The organism is Solibacillus sp. FSL K6-1126 (assembly GCF_038003445.1).
GTDB lineage: Bacteria > Bacillota > Bacilli > Bacillales_A > Planococcaceae > Solibacillus > Solibacillus silvestris.
The window spans coordinates 3,371,698-3,389,480 of sequence record NZ_JBBOPD010000001.1 but is presented as its reverse complement, the minus strand read 5'-3'; the positions used below and the strand labels follow the sequence as shown (position 1 = coordinate 3,389,480).

20 protein-coding genes are annotated in these 17,783 nt (G+C 32.9%); 10 read left to right on the top strand and 10 right to left on the bottom strand.

Annotated elements, in window-relative coordinates; translation table 11 throughout:
• Positions 1–160: 160 nt before the first annotated feature.
• Both MHH44_RS16890 and MHH44_RS16885 read left to right on the top strand, forming a co-directional pair.
• Complete coding sequence (locus MHH44_RS16890) at positions 161–382, top strand: hypothetical protein (RefSeq protein ID WP_008405373.1); 222 nt, start codon at positions 161–163, stop codon at positions 380–382.
• 79 nt (positions 383–461) lie between these two features.
• Positions 462–929 carry a hypothetical protein gene (locus MHH44_RS16885; protein WP_340799121.1) on the top strand — a complete coding sequence of 156 codons (468 nt, stop codon included), beginning with the start codon at positions 462–464 and terminating at the stop codon, positions 927–929.
• A 778-nt stretch (positions 930–1,707) separates the two neighbouring features.
• Here the strand turns inward: MHH44_RS16885 and MHH44_RS16880 are convergent.
• From MHH44_RS16880 to MHH44_RS16870, 3 genes are all read right to left on the bottom strand, one after another.
• Positions 1,708–2,496: a lipid II flippase Amj family protein gene (locus tag MHH44_RS16880; RefSeq protein WP_340799120.1), complete on the bottom strand. Its 789-nt coding sequence runs from the start codon at positions 2,494–2,496 to the stop codon at positions 1,708–1,710.
• Between the two features lie 1,399 nt (positions 2,497–3,895).
• The gene (locus MHH44_RS16875; protein WP_340799119.1) at positions 3,896–4,288 is read right to left on the bottom strand and encodes a hypothetical protein; all 393 of its coding nucleotides are present in this window, start codon (positions 4,286–4,288) and stop codon (positions 3,896–3,898) included.
• A 187-nt stretch (positions 4,289–4,475) separates the two neighbouring features.
• Positions 4,476–4,967: a DUF2716 domain-containing protein gene (locus MHH44_RS16870; protein WP_340799118.1), complete on the bottom strand. Its 492-nt coding sequence runs from the start codon at positions 4,965–4,967 to the stop codon at positions 4,476–4,478.
• A gap of 518 nt (positions 4,968–5,485) precedes the next feature.
• Between MHH44_RS16870 and MHH44_RS16865 the strand changes: the two genes are divergently transcribed.
• A complete protein-coding gene (locus MHH44_RS16865) occupies positions 5,486–5,950 on the top strand; it encodes a GNAT family N-acetyltransferase (RefSeq protein WP_065216824.1) in 465 nt (154 codons plus the stop codon).
• Between the two features lie 571 nt (positions 5,951–6,521).
• Here MHH44_RS16865 and MHH44_RS16860 read toward each other — a convergent pair.
• A complete protein-coding gene (locus tag MHH44_RS16860) occupies positions 6,522–7,025 on the bottom strand; it encodes a CDI toxin immunity protein (protein WP_065216825.1) in 504 nt (167 codons plus the stop codon).
• A gap of 670 nt (positions 7,026–7,695) precedes the next feature.
• Between MHH44_RS16860 and MHH44_RS16855 the strand changes: the two genes are divergently transcribed.
• From MHH44_RS16855 to MHH44_RS16845, 3 genes are all read left to right on the top strand, one after another.
• Positions 7,696–8,181: a peptide ABC transporter substrate-binding protein gene (locus MHH44_RS16855; protein WP_340799117.1), complete on the top strand. Its 486-nt coding sequence runs from the start codon at positions 7,696–7,698 to the stop codon at positions 8,179–8,181.
• A gap of 227 nt (positions 8,182–8,408) precedes the next feature.
• A complete protein-coding gene (locus MHH44_RS16850) occupies positions 8,409–8,885 on the top strand; it encodes a hypothetical protein (RefSeq protein ID WP_340799116.1) in 477 nt (158 codons plus the stop codon).
• 696 nt (positions 8,886–9,581) lie between these two features.
• A complete protein-coding gene (locus MHH44_RS16845; RefSeq protein ID WP_340799115.1) occupies positions 9,582–9,959 on the top strand; it encodes a VOC family protein in 378 nt (125 codons plus the stop codon).
• A gap of 68 nt (positions 9,960–10,027) precedes the next feature.
• Here MHH44_RS16845 and MHH44_RS16840 read toward each other — a convergent pair whose 3' ends face one another.
• Complete coding sequence (locus tag MHH44_RS16840; RefSeq protein WP_340799114.1) at positions 10,028–10,543, bottom strand: amino acid oxidase; 516 nt, start codon at positions 10,541–10,543, stop codon at positions 10,028–10,030.
• A gap of 76 nt (positions 10,544–10,619) precedes the next feature.
• Between MHH44_RS16840 and MHH44_RS16835 the strand changes: the two genes are divergently transcribed.
• Positions 10,620–11,003: a DUF5412 family protein gene (locus tag MHH44_RS16835; RefSeq protein ID WP_008405349.1), complete on the top strand. Its 384-nt coding sequence runs from the start codon at positions 10,620–10,622 to the stop codon at positions 11,001–11,003.
• A 74-nt stretch (positions 11,004–11,077) separates the two neighbouring features.
• Here the strand turns inward: MHH44_RS16835 and MHH44_RS16830 are convergent, their stop codons facing one another.
• Positions 11,078–11,518, bottom strand: coding sequence for an NUDIX hydrolase (locus MHH44_RS16830; RefSeq protein WP_008405347.1), 441 nt, complete (start codon positions 11,516–11,518; stop codon positions 11,078–11,080).
• Positions 11,519–11,658: 140 nt separating this feature from the next.
• On the bottom strand, positions 11,659–12,054 hold the full coding sequence (locus MHH44_RS16825; RefSeq protein ID WP_340799113.1) for an NUDIX hydrolase: 396 nt from the start codon (positions 12,052–12,054) through the stop codon (positions 11,659–11,661).
• Positions 12,055–12,203: 149 nt separating this feature from the next.
• Here MHH44_RS16825 and MHH44_RS16820 point away from each other — a divergent pair, with 149 nt between their 5' ends.
• Positions 12,204–12,647 carry an NUDIX hydrolase gene (locus tag MHH44_RS16820; RefSeq protein ID WP_008405343.1) on the top strand — a complete coding sequence of 148 codons (444 nt, stop codon included), beginning with the start codon at positions 12,204–12,206 and terminating at the stop codon, positions 12,645–12,647.
• 57 nt (positions 12,648–12,704) lie between these two features.
• Here the strand turns inward: MHH44_RS16820 and MHH44_RS16815 are convergent, their stop codons facing one another.
• The 3 genes from MHH44_RS16815 to MHH44_RS16805 all read right to left on the bottom strand — a co-directional run bounded on the left by MHH44_RS16815 (position 12,705) and on the right by MHH44_RS16805 (position 15,253).
• Positions 12,705–13,055 carry a hypothetical protein gene (locus MHH44_RS16815; protein ID WP_340799112.1) on the bottom strand — a complete coding sequence of 117 codons (351 nt, stop codon included), beginning with the start codon at positions 13,053–13,055 and terminating at the stop codon, positions 12,705–12,707.
• 168 nt (positions 13,056–13,223) lie between these two features.
• Positions 13,224–14,411, bottom strand: a complete 1,188-nt coding sequence (locus tag MHH44_RS16810) for a SpoIIE family protein phosphatase (protein WP_340799111.1) — start codon at positions 14,409–14,411, stop codon at positions 13,224–13,226.
• Positions 14,408–15,253, bottom strand: coding sequence for an alpha/beta fold hydrolase (locus MHH44_RS16805; protein ID WP_340799110.1), 846 nt, complete (start codon positions 15,251–15,253; stop codon positions 14,408–14,410). The genes MHH44_RS16810 and MHH44_RS16805 overlap by 4 nt, the downstream gene beginning before the upstream one ends.
• Before the next feature lie 318 nt (positions 15,254–15,571).
• Here MHH44_RS16805 and MHH44_RS16800 point away from each other — a divergent pair, with 318 nt between their 5' ends.
• Positions 15,572–15,973 carry an MFS transporter permease gene (locus tag MHH44_RS16800; RefSeq protein ID WP_340799109.1) on the top strand — a complete coding sequence of 134 codons (402 nt, stop codon included), beginning with the start codon at positions 15,572–15,574 and terminating at the stop codon, positions 15,971–15,973.
• A 173-nt stretch (positions 15,974–16,146) separates the two neighbouring features.
• Positions 16,147–17,721 (top strand): histidine kinase N-terminal 7TM domain-containing diguanylate cyclase, encoded by a 1,575-nt coding sequence (locus MHH44_RS16795; RefSeq protein ID WP_340799108.1) that lies wholly within the window; start codon positions 16,147–16,149, stop codon positions 17,719–17,721.
• The last annotated feature ends 62 nt before the right edge of the window (positions 17,722–17,783 follow it).

Below are 17,783 nucleotides of genomic sequence, written 5' to 3'. Positions count from 1 at the left end.
CCATACGGATGGCATCTGAATTATAAATTTACAGCGTTAAAGATGTTCCCAACTATGATTTTGGGACTATAATTGGTTTGGATAGAAATTACCAAATTGAATCTACTTTATTCAACATTCGAACATTGTTAATTAAAGTAATAAATTGAGGGGGAGTTTTGTGAAATTATTTTTAGCAATTTTATTCGCTGGATTTTTAGGTATATTAGTTTTTCTAGGTCCATTAGGAATTTACATCTTATGTGCAATTATTATCGGTGTTATTTTTAGGTCATTTATTTTAATTAATGAAATTCATAAACAAGTAGTTCCAGCCAATAACAATGACAAAGTAAAACAAGCGGTCGAGAGGTATATAAAAGAAAGAGATCAATTGGATTAGAATTAATATTCCTAAACACTGCATTAGTAACTTTATTTAAGCAAGTTCAGTTATACTTTTCTAAACAGAGGTGGTTAAGTTGAAAAAATGGAAGTTTGTGATTATAGGGGTTATCGGAATTAGCATAATTGTATTTATGTACAAGCAACATCAAACAATTCTTGAATATCGACAGATTCCTTACTATTCTTTAGAATTATTGGCTTCTCCAATTGGAAAAGTAATCGAACTTCATGAGAACGATGACAATTATGAAGATGACGAACGAAAGGAAATGCTCGAGGATTTAAATGTTATGTTTTCTACGATTTTTAATCGAGCAGGTGTTGGACTCACAACGGAACAAAAGATATTTGATAAGTATTACGGTGAATACAATGATGCAAGAGCAGATTTTGCTGTTATTTTAGAAAAATATATGGCAGCAGAAACACCTGAACAGCATGAACAAGCATATAAAGCGCTAAAAGAAGTGTATGATGAATATCAACTATTTCTAGAGCAAGCAGCAGAGGATTTAATGCTACCTGACCCTACACTTCAGTAAATGTGATGATTTCTTTATGCACCTTTCATTGTTTCTGAGTACATTAAAAAGCTACAAACCTTGTTATATTTATCAAAACCTAAATTTAAAAAGATAGAGAAATTAGAGGGCTCTACATATTAGATATATTTCATATGTAGACCCCTTTCTTCTACTAAAGCACCAGTTAGTATAATAAGAATAGAGACGTTTATGCAACAATCGGCACGATTGCTGAATATTAGTAGCTTAAGCTTATTATTAGAAATAAAACACTCGCTATCATTGAGATAATAAAAGCTATTGTCTTATATTTTAATTCCTTAAATGCTGGATCTATATAAAAATAAAAAATAATTCCTAAGCCAAATAGTATCACCATAAAAAACACTCTACTTAGTGTAGTGGGTTGTATTGTAATTGCTTCTGGAATTGAGGCTAATGTGAATATTAATATTAACGGAGTAGTAAGAAAAAAGTACGCCGCTAACATTTTGATATAAGACCATTTCTTGTTCACTAAATTCTTTCTCCTTTTAAATATTTCTTCATACGAATTCCATTAATATTCTACATTAATAATTTCTAATGTTCTTTAACAATATAAATCAATGAAGGACAACGTGAAAGTATCCAGAGAGGTATTTGGTAACATGGCATAAAAGACTTTTATTCCACAATCTGGCCCTTTAATTAAAAGTGACGCGATCCTTATTAAAGAATCGCGCCGATTTTGGAAATTCGTTTTAAGTAAGTCCCCTAAAGGAAAATCCAGACTTTTATTTTGTTTAAAAACTTATTATGCAATGAATTTTGCAAACCAAGCAACATAATGTGCTCCTGGAATAAATAGAATTTGAGCAAATAATGTCCCCAAAAGCCTTGAACTCATCATCATAACAGAGGCTCTTTTCAATTCAGAATAATTTCCTTTTTTATTTATTACATCATCAGCTAATATAGAGATTTTAGGATCAATAAATATAATTAATAGCATTGTAGCTATACCATTTATTAAACCGGATGCCATGATTGCAGTTGTTTTGTATTCAGGTACTAACAAACTCGCATACAAAGCTGACAAAACTCCAATTGTATAAACAGCAGTAATGATAATATTAATTATAAATAATTTTAGAGGAATATCTCTTATACCTATTCCTCGTAAATAGGAAAGGCTTGGTTTGCGTATATGCTTGAATCCACGACGTATATACTCAATTGTAAAACCTTTTTTCAATAAAGCGGGGATTGAACCTCTTTCATTAGCTAAATGAATAATGGCTCTAGAAAAAATGGCTACAAAAGTCGGCAAACATATAATGCCTAGTAATGTACCTAGTGAAGCTGAACCTATAAGGAATCGGAATTGATTCTCGACAAATTGTAAAGCATTATCGGCAGGAGCCTTATCTATCAGGCTCCCTGTAAATGGTTGCTGCATCATATTAGAGAGTCTTGAAACCATAACCATTACATTAAAAAGTGACAATGCTGACGCTAATAAACGAACACGAGCTCCAGAAAGTCGCACTGCATACGCTAATGTTTCAATTGAGTGAATGATTAATATAAATAAGGCAATCATTATGAGTTTACCTGTTATAAGTTCTATTGCTCACACCTACCAAATGCTTATTTTTACATTTCGACGTTTAAATTGTAAACTAGTTTCATCGAATTCATACAAATCTATACAAAATAACATTCCCAAACAACGCTTTTGGGGACATTTTTAACTCAATTTATGGTAAAATAATACAAATTAATAATGAGGTATTAACGTTTAAAGAAGGGGGAGGAGTAGATTATAAAGAAAAAGGAAAAATTAAAAATATGGTCAATAATTTTAGTGATATTACTACTACTTGCTGGATTAATTTTATTTTTTTTAGGACATTATAGTATAGCTTTTATATTACTTGGGATTTTTGCATTAATTTTAACTGCTATTAGTAATTGGTTACAAACGGAAAATGAAGTTTACGCTCATGAAAAAACTATAAGAATCATAATAAGTAAAGCTGATGAAAAGTTTATAGTCAGCAATGAATTATAATTATACAAAATAAAATTAAATAACGTTTCCCAATAAAAGTATAGGGACACATTAAAAGGCACGAACGTAGTTAAAACAACGTTTCGCGCCTTTTTGTATGAACATTAGGTTAGATTATGCAATATTTTATACAGTTGATGCAAACCCTGGATGGAACGGTGTTTATACTTGCTGGGCGTGTCTTTAATTTGCATAAAAACTTGTATAGTATATTTCTTATCGTTTTAAATCTGCAGCTTTTCTGACGCTACCCCATGGAAAATGTTATTCAATAATATGGCCTTTAACTGAAGAAGACGCCATTCCTTCTTAATTGGCCCTTTAGCTTAAGAAGGCGCAATTCCTTTTTCAAGAAGGTATTGCACCCGTTTGTTGAAGATCGTGTCCTTTGGAAGTTTATTGTTAAGGTATGTATAATTTTTCAATAAAAATTGTTGACCTTAACTTAATAATATTGAGTCCCCAATGGCAAATAATATACATACAAATGAAAAAGAGATGTATGCAACACTAATACTAATTAAAACAGTATGCTTTTTTACAGATTGTTCAGGATGATGTATTACAATTTTTAACAAGTTAATAATGTTGATACAAAGCACTACGGAGAAAAGTGGAATTCCCATTATTGATAAAGCTACAAACAAATCTAACAAAACTAAGCTCCTTCTCATCTTTTAAAACAATTTTACCAAATTATGAAATTTAATAAAACGGTAAAGATCCCAAAGTGTCGTTTGGTAATTTTCATAAAGGAAGTTATTCAACAATCTGGCCCTATAACGGAAAAACGCGATCTTCTTATTGAAGAATCACGCCAGTTTGTTGAAGTTTGGTTTTCTGTGTCCCAAAACTTTTATTTTGGAATGTAGTGAAACACTTCTAAATAATAGAGCAGCGACAAGACTATTGTGAGAGATAATCTGATTTATTCTACTACAATAGCTGATATAATAGGGACTCCCATGGAACCTAGTCCCTCATATGTACCGTAAACTGTTATCTCAGCACCATATTTTGTGTCAGCTAATGCGTAATCATCAATTCCATACATACCTGGATTTTCACCTTCTGTTGTAAGTACAAATTCAAATTCGAGACTTTCTTCTGTAACTATTCTAGATACAATACCTTTAGAGAAAACCTTAGTACCTACTTCGACTTTATTTTCGTTAACATCAACAATATCTAATTCGATTGCTTCATTTTTTAATTCTGCCTGTGGTGATTCAACTTCAATTAGTTCTGTGGCTGGTTTTGCTTCTTCGCAAGCTGTAAGTAGTATTACTGATAATGCCCCTAAATATAATAACTTTTTCATATGTAAACCCTGCCTTTCTAATTCTATTTTAGGGTAATATTTTCTAGTTGTATACAAATGAACCGTTTTTTGTAACTGACTTTCTATACACTACTGCACTTGCGCCTTCTAAACAAATCAATGCGATATTTTCACTCCTATTTAAATGGCCCTATAATTGAATAAAGACTTTTCTTATTCAAGGATTTTACCCCTGACGTAATACTTTCTGGAACATCTTTGGTTGATGTTTTTCAAAACCTGTTATTAGCCCTTCTCCAAAAATAGTTATGGTTTTTTCCCAAGGGTGTCCTAAATATCCCCATTCAAAATCCTTATGAATAAAGAAATAATAATCTCCATTTGGGAAGACTGGTACCTTCAATTCATCGAATTCATCTTTTTCAAATTCCAAACTTGGATTTATCCAATAACATTCATGTTGCCAATCCAAAGCATAAAGATAATCATCTCGTGATGTATTTTCTTTAAATACAAGTAGTGCTTTTTCTTCCAAGTCATCATAAGCTCCTAAATCATGAGAATCTTCTAAATAAATGGAAATATCGTAGGTGATGAAAGGAGTAGGTACTTCAAAAGATGGGAAATTGGAGGTACTTGGTTTAAAGTTCAAAACTTCACACATTTTATTCCACACTTTTTCATACTCTGCTTCGGATAATTCAAGCCAAATTTCCATTTAAATACTCTCCTTAACATTCCTTTTTGTAGTCTCCATTATAACATTTCTTGTTAACCTTACTCGCTTACTATGTTATTCAACAATATGGCACTATAACGAAAAAGCGCAATTTTCTTATTGAAGAATCGCGCCCAATTTGACTTATCAAAATAAATTCAAAAAATGTTGAAACTATTTCTCGTTTTTTCCGTCCGTACAGGGCATTACAAAATAAAGGAGATTTAACGATGAAGAAAATAATTATGTTCATTAGTGAGCTTACACTGGCATGTAGCATGACTTTAGGTGTTGCAGCAAACACAAAGCACTGATAGTGAAGCAGATGAATAAATTCGCAGGAAATAAACCGCCATATGGATGAATTGATCGGTTAGTTTTTCATTGTATTTTATTTATTATCCCGTGTGAAAAACGATCAGTGTAAAGATTTTAAGCCCGCTCCTTAATTAGGAAGTAAGTATTTGTCGATTGGAACGAATGCAACATATGAAAACAAGAATCAAGAGGAATAGGTTATGAATACGATAAGAAAAGCAAATGTCGAGGACGCAGCGACACTGACAGATATAGCTTTTAAAGCAAAAGGCTATTGGGGTTATTCAGATGATTTTATGAATGCATGGAAAGATGCTTTAATAATTACAGTAGAAGATATTCAGTCAAAAGTTATTTATCTGCTTGAAGAAGATAAGGCTATTAAAGGGTTCTATTGTTTGTGCATAGAAACGCAAGAATTAGAAAGCTTATTTGTAGCCCCTACATACATTGGACAAGGCTTAGGGAAAGTTTTATGGGGAAATATTTTACTGAAGGCAACAGAAAATGGATTAAGTAGCTTCCATTTTAATAGTGATCCAAACGCGTATGAATTTTATTTGAAAATGGGTGCAAAAAGAATAATTTATGTTGAATCAACAGTTATTCCAGGGAGAATATATCCTCTTATGGAATATACGCTTACACATCTTCAAACAAAATAATGTTTCCAAATCAAAGTATGGGAACACCTTAAAAAGGCGCGAACGTTGTTAAATCAACGTTTCGCGCCTATTTGTAACATTGGGTATGCAGCATTTTTTACATTTTCTGACGCTACCCCATGGAAAATGGTATTCAATAATAGCGTCCTTTAATGGAATAACAAGTTAAACTAACACTTATATTTTAATAGCTTTTTAGATAAATGGAAATATAATGCTAAGTATCAAATAAACAATTATAATAATAAGCGCAAAGGGGAACTTTTTTTGAAAGGCTTCAATTTGTAAAGGTGTTAATGCATCTTTTTTTAATAGTTTATGGTAATTCCTTAGATTAATTAATATTACAAAAACCAGAATACTAATAATAAAGTAAATAATTGTAAATAGAACAATAAATATTTTGATTCCTCCTAAACTACCCCTTAACCAATTAAAAATAAAATGGTTGCTAATTATTTTAACGTTTTTAATCAGTTTGATTCCAGATAATGGCCCTATAACGGAAAAACGCGATCTTCAAATTGAAGAATCTCGTCCGTTAGTTGAACAAAACAAAGTCTGTGTTGACCTAAATCCACCCAATATTAACAGTATCATCATGAAAGAATTCTATAACATATTTCTGCGTAGGACAATAAAGATATAAATCATTTCCTAACCAGACAATATCTTCAATATTACTTAATAATTCTTCAGTCAATTTAGTTTTTACACATGGATGATTATCGTATCCCCAAAAGATATATATAGGAATTGAAGTATCAAATCCTTTAGAAATTAGAAGGGAAGGAATGCTTTTAATTCCTTGGTCATTTAATTCAACTCGGTTAACAATAGCATTTTCCCAGTCAATTCTGTTCCAAAAAGCAATCGGGAAATTTTCAGAGAAATCTTCTACAATTGAATTGGTGGTATTAGAATCCAGAATTTCAAATAATTCCATTTCGCCGAACACTTCTTGAAGCAGAATCTTTACTTCATTCTCTTTTTGGATCGCTTGTTGAATTATTTCTTTTTGTTTACGTTCCTCTACAATTTCATTTAATCTCTTCTGTCTTTCTTCTTTGTTCACTCTAATTTTCAACTCCTTCCCTATATATTATTTATCGAACTAAACTGTCCTGATATTTTAAGGATATTTATTCATAATCTCAATTAAATACTAACATAAATATTCAATTTTCTTATTGAGTGTTATTCAACAATCTGGCCCTTTAGCTGAAGAAAACTCACTTCCTATTCAAGAAATGCGTCCGATTGTGGAATAAGGGATCGTCATATTTGTGTGGTTTCCTACCTTTATACAAAGAAGTTTCCAAATACAATTTGGGTACGGGGGACTTTATTTCTTTCATCGATTAGTTTCAAAAATGAAAATGGATTATAATTCAAATAAATCTTATTTGGAGTTAGAAAATGAAAAATAAAAAAACAAAGAAAGACAGGACAACTTTTTTAAAGAGTTATTAGGGCAGCTTACCAGTTCAATATTATTTGAAGTGGCTTGGAACATTTTAATGTTTATTCCTAGAATGATTATTCGTTTAATAAAAAACATTTTATGAGTGAGTGAGTTAGGGACTTTAAGCTAATAAACTGTTATAAACATTCCTTAAACACCCCTTTATGGAGATTTTGGATATAATGTGAAGTGTTACATCTAACGGACAGTTTAGTAGAAGAACATGTTTATTTGAAACGGACTATTAGTAATTTCGTCTATACAGTTAAGGAGGGGTAATTTGAAGAGTTATCATTTTAGTATTCTTCTTGTCCTATCACTATTGCTTTCTGCTTGTAATACTGGAATTGAGCCAAGTGAGCATCTAGGAGAAATATATAGTGTTGCATTGGACTCTATAATGGAACAGGATGAAGCATTAAGTAGTGATATGGAATATATAGCTATCGATATGAGTAATTTCGAGGACGCGGCTGAAAGGGATAAAGAAGAAATTTTAAGCTACTTTAAGGAAAAGTATAAAGTTGAAGTAATGGACGCTACTCTTGAACAACTGAAAGAAAAGGGATTATACAATTCAGATACGATGGGTTTGGATGGTGTACTTCTTAGAATAGAAAAAGTTGATTTTAAGTTCAACAATGAAATCTTTTTTGAGGGTTCCAAGTATCGTTCAGGTTTAGGGGCAGTTGGAGTAGAAGTAAAAGTTCATTATAAAGATAATAAATGGGAATCCAAAGAAGTGAAAATGACTTGGATTAGTTAATTATTATGGTGTTAACAGGTACTTCATAAACGATGGCTAGAGTACTCATAGACAAAGGGTATCTGTTAATCCTTGATTTACTTATGTTCGGAATGTCTGATTTTTAAATATTAGACATTTAAAACGATAATAGAAATAAAGTTCTTAAACACCGCTTTGATAACGTTTCTTTCGAAATTAATCTATGTTAATATTAGTTTTAAAATTTTTCTATTAAGGAGCATTTTGTGGAGTCTTTAACTTTATTAATTTATGGAATAAATATCCCACCTCATAAGCATTTACACAAATTAGCAAACAAATTTATTAATCGATTTATGAAAGTAAGACAAACAATAGATTTTACTGACGAGCATTATTACGAGGTTATAGTGGAAGAGCAATCTCTTATTTCGGCTCAAAGAAACTATATAACTGCTCCAATTATTCCTGTTCATAAAACCTACTTACAAAACCTTTTAAAAGTTTATAGCGATTTAAATGCTACTGTGACTTTATGTACGGAAGAACACGAACATCCATTAGTTTGTTTTAAGGATATTGAGTATGAAGGATATTGCTACTATGAATTAAACTCTGATAAAAAAATCTTATTTTTTGGAGTACTTGATACAAAATACGTTATTTCACTTCCTAAACAATCTAATTCAGAGAAACTGATGTTAGAATATATAAAAACTTATTTCGAAACATTACATAACTAATACATCTCAATACAAAGTAGTACGTTTTCAAAGAAAGTTTGGGAAACTAAAAAAATCCACAATCGCTTTTAAATCAGTGTTTGTGGATTTTTTGGTGGAACTTTGTTTATGCGGTTTTTTATGTAAGTCGCATAAAACATTGATATTTAGTAGTAGGAATTTGATAATCCCTTCTATGAAAGTCCGTAATGTTCTAAAAGTTCTTCATAGATGCTCCCAAGATGCTCCCAAATACGATTTTGGAATCAGGTTTGAAAGGTTACAAAAAGACGGAATATAATTTGTTATAATTTATAATAAATACAAAATAAGGGGGTAGTAGCTATGGAGACATTAGTTCCTTTATCATTAATAGGTATTCCACTTTTCTCGATAATCCTTTGCATCAGCATTATTAACTTGCTAAAAATTATAATCCATACTCCAGAACAATCTGTGAAAAAACATACTTTTTTAATTAGTATCAGCGTTGCGTACATATTATTTTCATTTTTGTGTATATTAATCGCCATTGCCGATTCAATTGTGTGGGCATCTCAATAAACGTCCCTAAATGCCGATTTGGGAACTATCTGTACATAAGCATCAGTTTATTAAAAAAAAAGGAAATGTACATTTTGAATAGAATAGATAGGAAAGTAGTTATTTCTATTAGCATTATAAATCAATTATTCAACGTTGAATGGAGGAAGTATAATGGAATCTAGTATAATTCAAAGAATTGGACAAATAGCAGTCCCAATAAAAAATGTGGAAAGAGCAATTGAATTTTATAAAGAAGTACTTGAGTTACCACTTCTTTTCAATACAGAAAATATGGCATTTTTTGATTGTAACGGGCAACGACTTCTTCTTTCACTACCTGAAAAAAATGAATTTGCAAATTCAAGTTCAGTTATCTATTTTCAGGTAGAAGATATAAAAAAGTCAGTTGAAAAATTCATTGAAAAGGGGGTTTCCTTTATTGACCAACCTCATGTCGTTGCAAAAATGGGAAATACAGAAACATGGATGACATTCTTTAAAGATACTGAAGGAAATACACATGCTCTAATGTGTGAAGTACAAATTTAATTTGTAATAAATTCAGAGCCAATTTGCAGGATTAGATGTTAACCTGCTTTTTATATAATATTTACAAATTATAACATTTCAACCTTTTCAAAAATCTCTTTATAAAGAATATCTAACTCTTTTTTTTCGTTTAAATAGAAATACCAAGCATCCTCTCTGTTAGCATTTATATCGGAAAGATATATTGTCGTATGAGAGCCGTTTTTTAAAGATTCCCATCGAGCTGATTCGTATGTAAGCCCACCATTTGTAAATGGAAGATTCCTCTTTTCAGAATCAAAAAAGATAAAGGGGGTTTTTGTGCTAGTATACACTTCGACAAAGCAATCATTTGAAGCTTCTTCAAACATCAATGGTGTAATCATAATTGCATCATAATTTGTTGAAATCTGTACTGTATCTTCGCTAAGTTCTTTTAATGAAATTGATTCAAAATGAATTTTTTCATTATTTAGTTCTGGCAGATCCCCAATTACAGCGATTTTTAAAGGTTCCCCATCATATTTAACTTCCTCTTTTGAACATGCGCTTAGATTTAGTATGAATAGAATTGATATAATACTTAAAATCATATGTAATTTCATCATAACGCCCCCAATAATTTATGTAATAATATTACCATTTAAGGGTGATTTTATGTAGTGAGGATGGAGATGATAAATGAAAAAGGGGATTGTTGTATTCATTTTACTATTTATTATTGGGATCCCTATTTATATCATCTATGATTTTATCGAGGTGGAGTTAGATGAATTACCGAAAGGAGAACTTTTATCCGAGCATTCATCTCCAAATCATGATTACATAGCTAAAGCGTATTTGATTGATGAGGGGGGAGCAACGGTAAGAGCTGCGATAAGAGTAGAAATTGATTTTGGAAATGACTTAAAAACGATTTATTGGAATTATGATGAAAGTACAGTAAATATTAAATGGTTGGATCACGAAACAATCGAAATAAATAACCATAAATTAAACATCTTTAACGATAATTATCATTGGAAAAAAGACCCTGACTGGGAAGCAAACAGGGGTAAGTATTAGAAATTTGTTTAAGTAAAGAAGGCTTTTGTGTAACCAACCTTATTGAAATGTCTCCAACACCGCTTACGGAACTTTTATATGTATCCAATCTTTTCTAAAATCTTTTGGGTAGTATAATTTAATTCTGGTAAAGAATCTAATGGGAAGTAAGCCAGCTCCAAACTTTCTTCGTCTTTTTTTATATTTCCGGTTACCTTGCTAGCCTTAAAGATTACAGTGGCATTGTAAATCTCATCCCCATGAGGAAATTTATAATAAAACTCCTTACCAGAAGCTACTCCTAAAATTTCTAAATGATTGGTAATAAGCCCTGTTTCTTCATACAATTCTTTTTTAGCTGTCTCTTCAAAACTATCGCCCAACTCCATCCCGCCCCCGGGAATTCCCCAATCTTTTGTGTCTGAACGTAATTGTAGTAGTAATTCATTCTCCTTACTCATCACAATGATTGCTGATCCAGGAGCTATAATTGGCCTTGTTCCAATCATACTTCTAAGTGATTTAATATAGTTCATCATTTTCTCCTTTTGAATAGAATCTACTCTTCCTTCTATTTAAAATCTCATTAGTTCATTATCTTATACGACTTATTGGTCCTATACGAATATAGATACATTTCTTGATAAAGATATGCGCACAATTGTTGGAGATTTTTTTAAGATGATAATAGTTGTTCAATAACTTCTTGATCTTCAGGGTATGTATAAATTAACTTTGAAATTTCATTACTATTCATCCATGAAATTTCTTCGATTTCTTCGTCTGGATCTTTATATTGAATATCACCACCAGTAATTTCACATAAAAAATATTGTGTTGTTACCTTATATTCTTTGATAATTGTCTTTTTTGTATGTAACGCTTTAACAATCTTAACTTCATAACCAGTTTCTTCTGCAACTTCGCGTATGCAGGCTTCCTCTACAGTTTCGCCATCTTCTACTCCCCCTGAAGGTATGCTCCAACTATTTGAATCTATTGTACGTATCATTAATACACGATTGTCTCTAATTATAATAGCTGAGGCACCATTCCAAAGCTTGTATTGCATAATCTCAACCTCCTATATTTTGTTATTTATTGTTGATTATAACACTATTTTTTTAACATCAGATATATTATGAAATGGTACCAATCGATTCTTTGATAATGAATTTAATGTTATAATATTTACCTTAAATGCCAAATTGGAGGGTATATATGAAAAGTTTTGGGAAGCGTAATTATGATTTGAATTATTCGAAAAGAACTGGAGCATATGCTGTTATTCAAAATGACCATCGACAATTTTTATGTGTAGAAGATATGGACGGAAATTTATTTTTGGTTGGGGGAGGCATAGAAGAAAAAGAATCTCCTGACCTTGCATTATTAAGAGAAAGTATTGAAGAAACAGGTCATGAAATCCAAATCGGTGAAGTTATAGGTAAAGCCGAAAGACATTGGGTTTCTGAAAAATATCCCAAAGATTCTCAACATAATATTGGAATACTTTACGTTTGTGAGCTACTAGAAAAGGTAGCAGAACCGGTTGAAAAAGAAAAAATGCGTTGGGTGGAGTTCAATTATCTAGAAAAGCATCTTTTTCATGAACATCATTTATACTTAATAAAACAGTATTTAAATATTGCCTACTTAATATAAAACTTTCGTAAAACGTTTCCCAATGCCCTTGAATCACATTGTACTTCTAAGCTTTTATTACTTGTTTTCGAATACCGTTATTTCTTTAGCTTTGAATGTTAGCCTTTCAGAAACAGCGCTTAATGTTATGGGCTCTTCCATATATACTGAAACCTCATTATTTTTAGCTAATTCCTCAAATGTTAATGCATCGCCAGCTTGAGTTTTAATCATCGTTTCGTCGGTTATTTTAATAGCACAAGAATAACCGATATCATCTTTGCTCTTATCTAATTTTCTAACTAAATCTGAACATCCAATATTGATGTGATCTGCTTCAATAGATTTTATTTCACCGTAAATTGAATGTGTTTCATTTGAACAAGCAGTTAACAAAATGAGACTTATTATTAAAATGAATTGCTTCATACCTAAGCACCTCCATATATTTAATACTTCGGAATACGTATTGTTATTATCCTTCATTTTGATTGCTGTTTTGATAAATGCTACATGATGTATTTAGTACGGGGAACGATAGGGGAGATAATAGGAAAATAAAAAAAACAGTGGGAAGCCTCTCTCACTGTTTATTCATCATAACTCAACCAATATAAAACATTGGTCATCATTATTATAGTTACTATAGATCGTTTCCTTGTTTTCGAGTGCGCTCTGTATGATCTCTTTTGTCTGTGCTAATGGACTGGAGATGGATTCGTTCAATAAATGATTTAAAGTGTTTAACTCAAATGCTTCCGAAACCCCATCAGTATACAAAAGAATTCTTGTCCCGCGTTCATAGTGCAATGTTCTCGATTTAAAAAGTATATTTTTAAATGTTCCTAATGGCGGATTGGTTGCACCTAGCTCATGCTGTGCACCATTTTCTTCCTGAAGGATGGCAGGAGGGTGGCCTCCATTAATATATTCAATCGTCTGTGTGCTAATATCGATATTTAAATAGATTGCTGTACAGTAATGCCATGCATCCTGGTTGTTTTGAAATAAATCGTGCAAGTATTGGTCCAGCTCCTGCAATACGCTTTCAGGCGCTGCTTCCCGTGATATTAACTTCTGGAACATCGATTGAAGCGACATCGTAATTAAGGCCGATGAAATCCCATGCCCCATAACATCCAATAAAATAATCGCGTATTTTTGTGGTGTTACTTGATAAAATCCAAAAATATCGCCTGATAATGCTTTGGAAGCACGGTAATAAGAGAGAATCTCAATATTGTCATTGGTGATGTCTTTCGTTAATGCGGTTTCCTGAATTTTTTTGGCAATCTGTAAATCGCGTTCAGTTTCGCGCATGATTTTCGTGTTGATTTGATTAGCCTGCAGGAGATCCTGTTGCTTTCTTTCCAATTTTAAAAGGGCATTCTCTTTTTCTAAAAATGCATCTTCCGTCATTTTCCGGGCATTTATAAGCGCATCTTCCAATGCACTGCGATTACGAATCGGAAAGATGACACAGGTTAACTGATGATTATCCTGGAAAAATGCATTTAATAATATAGGAATTTCCTCTTTCATTACGGTATGTAATGTCAGGAACATTTCCTCTACAGCATGCTTCACTTTAATCAGTGGGACTAAATAAAGCTGGCAAAAAATCTGAGAGGAAGGTGACAATAGCATATTAAAATGCTTTCCCATAAAGTGCTCAGATGATGGATAGTCCAGCCAACTTAGCAATGTCTTATTTATCGTAAGAATTTCACCTTCTGAAGATAAAGTGATAAAACCGCACGGAGCGTTTTCTATAAGTTCATTCATTTAAATTTTCCCACGCCCTCACCGATAAGGGGCATAGAATGCTCCAATAAGTAATTTTTAATCATTTGAATTGTTTCCTCTGGGTCGCTCATATGTGGACAGTGACCGATTGCATCCATATAGGCAATCGTACTGTTAGGCATATTCGCATGTAAGTACTCGCCAACTACCCTTGGCGCAATGACGTCTTCCGAGCATTGCAAAATAAGGGAAGGTACCGTAGCTTTCGTAATATCTTGACGATTATCAGTAAAAAAACAAGCTTTTGCAAAAGTATTGGCAAATAAAGGATCGGTTGAACAGAAGCGATCTTCCAAATCTTTTGCCACATCTGCATTTGCTGTGTTGTTCAATAATGTAATCGAGAAAGCATTGGCCCAACCGATATAATTTTTTTCCATCAAGTCCATTAAGCTGAGCAAGTCTTTCATTTCAAAACCCCCGTAATACTCAGGGGGGTCATTTATATAACTTGGTGATGGAGCGATCATGATCAGTTGTGAGAAATACTCCGGTTTCGCTAACGAAGCCAATAAACCGATCATGCTGCTTACCGAGTGGCCGACAAAAATAGCTTCCTTTAAATCGAGCGTCTCACAAATATCTAAAAGATCTTGCACATAACCTGCCAGTTCACCATATTTAATAAGGTCAAAAGCGGTAATATCTGAATTTCCAAACCCGACATAATCAAATAAAATCACTTGATAATCTTCTTCAAAAGCAGGAAAAACATCATTCCATACCGTTTGGTCGCAACCAAATCCCGCAGCGAATATTAAAGGTTTTTTACCGTTACCTCGAATATGTACGTTATTACGTTTAAACGTATTTTGAATCATGAAATAGCCCTCCCTTCAAATGGTCACTTATAACATATTGATTTATATATGTTTAAACATTTTTAAACATCATGTTAACATCCTATTTAACAATCATTCTGTATGAAATTAGGATATAAGTAAAGGAATATGACTATTTTATAGTAGTAATCTATGAATTTATATTTTGTGAACTTCATTTGAAAATAGAAGTAGTGAGAGATATTTAACGAAAATAAACAATGTGTTCAATCTTGTACATTGCTTCATCCACCCATCCATCTTACAATTTAATCATAGAAATGAACAATGTGTTCAATTTTGAGGAGGAAGCAAACAATGAGTAAATTATCAAAACTATTAATGGCAATTGCTAGTATTATATTAATCGGATTTTTAGGGAAAGCACTTATTTTAGATGAAGCGGTGAAAGGATATTTAGTAACATTCTTTTTTGTTGGATCAGGGTTGGCGTTATTACGTTTAATGATTAATGCGATGATTGGTAAAATGAAAGGAAAGCATATTTTGGTAAAAATCGGATTCTTCGCTGTACTTTTAGGTCTTGGTATACCGTTCCAAAGCTGGTTCCGTACAGAAGTCATTTTCTCCATGAGTAAAGCGTTTATTGTTCCTAGTATTTCAGTGATGGTCGCTAGTGTTGTGTTGATGACAATTGTATATGGCATCATTGGCAAACGTATTCAAGCAGCGCGTATTGAAAAAATGCAATTAAATTAACGCGCATAAAGCTGGGTGCAAATTCAAGTCGTTAAAGGACAGGAAGAAATTTCCGTATCTTGGTACGAAAGCCCCTAATTCTACAATTATTATATCAATAAAATATCCATTTATTTTTTATAATGTGCTACATTATAAGGAAAAAGTGTTAAGTAAGAGAGGGTAAACCAATAATGGGTTCGCAATTGACCATGTATATTACGCTTGTTTGTACGTCAGGCGTATTGAATTTGTACTTATGTCTTTATGCCTTTAGCAAACGTCATAAATATACGAATATCGCAAATTATTTTATTTTCTATACAGCTGCCATTAGCATTTACTGTTTTGCTTCGGCTATGACTTTAATATCAACGACGCTTGAACAAATCAGTTTTTGGAACACCATTCTCTACATCGGGATGCCTACGTCAGCAACATTAGGCTTATTGTATGTCATGAGCTATTTAGGATTTAAGCTGTCGTTTAGAAGAAGCATGCTCATACTTCTTATTCCGTTTATTACAATTATTATGGTAGCGACAAATCACTGGCATCATCTTCATTATCGCGTATTTGAGTTGGACCCGAATTTAGGAGCACCTTTCGTTTACCAGGAAATTGGCATATGGTATATGGTGCACGGTGTTTACACATTTGCCAGCATGTTTGTCGCCTTTTTACTGTTGCTCTCTCATTGGAAGGAAACGGGGAAGGCATACCGTCCACAATTGATCGCGTTAATGTTTGGTCAGCTAGTTCCGACGCTGACGGCTTTTCTTTATTTGAACGGACTCACACCGGCAGGAGTTGATCCGGTACCGATGATTTTATGGCTTTCTTCATTATTATATTTATGGGCGATTAACTCATCTCGGCTGTTTCGGATTATGCCGATTGCGAAAGATACGATCTATAATAGTATCAATGATGGAGCCATCGTACTGGATGAATCGAACCGTCTCATCGAGTTCAATCAAGCATCAAAAGCGATGATGCCGAATTTGAACAAATCGATGTTCGGCAATAACTTTGTGAAGTTTTGGAAGGAGCAGACTGGGGAGGCTCTGCCATTCAAATTAGTTACCGATGGAATCGCCACCCAAGAAATAAAGTTATGTTCTGAAGGGATGGAACGGATTTATCAAGTCAGGATTACTTCATTAGATCAAGCAAGAAATAGAAAAGGGTTGTTGTTAGTTTTTACGGATATTACCGAGATCAAAAGGCTGCAGGAAAAATTGGAGCAGCAGGCATATAATGATGAGCTGACTAAGATTTATAACCGGCGCGCATTTATACAGCAATGTGAACAGGATTTTGAGGCAGCTAGAGAAACAGGTTTGCCATTTACGGTTCTCTTGATGGATATCGATTATTTTAAACGAGTGAATGATACGTATGGGCATCATGTTGGGGACCAACTGCTCGTACATGTCGTGAAGGTTTGCCAAACACAATTGCAGGAAGGGCATTTCTTTGCTCGTTATGGCGGGGAAGAATTCGTCATTGCACTGAAGGGATATAAAGAAGCTGAGGGTATAACAATAGCCGACCGACTTCGGGGTGCCGTTGAAAAGGCACCACTCATGACGGAAGCGGGTAATCTTTCGGCTACGTTAAGTATCGGTGTTGCGGAAGTGAAAGACTGGACAGAAGAGACACTGTATAAGCTGTTGCATAAAGCAGATACCGCTTTATATGCGGCGAAGGAAGAAGGACGTAACCGTGTGAAAGTGTATGGAACGAGTAAGGAAATACTTAATTGATTTGAGTGAAACCGGCATGGAGAAATTCATGCTGGTTTTTTTATTTGTTGAAAGGCGCGGCG

Excerpts from the sequence above, each read along its gene's own strand:
- MHH44_RS16870 (WP_340799118.1), bottom strand. The coding sequence starts at position 4,967 with ATGGAAATTTGGCTTGAATTATCCGAAGCAGAGTATGAAAAAGTGTGG.
- MHH44_RS16835 (WP_008405349.1), top strand. The coding sequence starts at position 10,620 with ATGAAAAAGGGGATTGTTGTATTCATTTTACTATTTATTATTGGGATC.
- MHH44_RS16830 (WP_008405347.1), bottom strand. The coding sequence starts at position 11,518 with ATGAACTATATTAAATCACTTAGAAGTATGATTGGAACAAGGCCAATT.
- MHH44_RS16840 (WP_340799114.1), bottom strand. The coding sequence starts at position 10,543 with ATGAAATTACATATGATTTTAAGTATTATATCAATTCTATTCATACTA.
- MHH44_RS16805 (WP_340799110.1), bottom strand. The coding sequence starts at position 15,253 with ATGATTCAAAATACGTTTAAACGTAATAACGTACATATTCGAGGTAAC.
- MHH44_RS16820 (WP_008405343.1), top strand. The coding sequence starts at position 12,204 with ATGAAAAGTTTTGGGAAGCGTAATTATGATTTGAATTATTCGAAAAGA.
- MHH44_RS16880 (WP_340799120.1), bottom strand. The coding sequence starts at position 2,496 with ATGATTGCCTTATTTATATTAATCATTCACTCAATTGAAACATTAGCG.
- MHH44_RS16800 (WP_340799109.1), top strand. The coding sequence starts at position 15,572 with ATGAGTAAATTATCAAAACTATTAATGGCAATTGCTAGTATTATATTA.
- MHH44_RS16810 (WP_340799111.1), bottom strand. The coding sequence starts at position 14,411 with ATGAATGAACTTATAGAAAACGCTCCGTGCGGTTTTATCACTTTATCT.
- MHH44_RS16825 (WP_340799113.1), bottom strand. The coding sequence starts at position 12,054 with ATGCAATACAAGCTTTGGAATGGTGCCTCAGCTATTATAATTAGAGAC.
- MHH44_RS16845 (WP_340799115.1), top strand. The coding sequence starts at position 9,582 with ATGGAATCTAGTATAATTCAAAGAATTGGACAAATAGCAGTCCCAATA.
- MHH44_RS16865 (WP_065216824.1), top strand. The coding sequence starts at position 5,486 with ATGAATACGATAAGAAAAGCAAATGTCGAGGACGCAGCGACACTGACA.
- MHH44_RS16875 (WP_340799119.1), bottom strand. The coding sequence starts at position 4,288 with ATGAAAAAGTTATTATATTTAGGGGCATTATCAGTAATACTACTTACA.
- MHH44_RS16815 (WP_340799112.1), bottom strand. The coding sequence starts at position 13,055 with ATGAAGCAATTCATTTTAATAATAAGTCTCATTTTGTTAACTGCTTGT.
- MHH44_RS16795 (WP_340799108.1), top strand. The coding sequence starts at position 16,147 with ATGGGTTCGCAATTGACCATGTATATTACGCTTGTTTGTACGTCAGGC.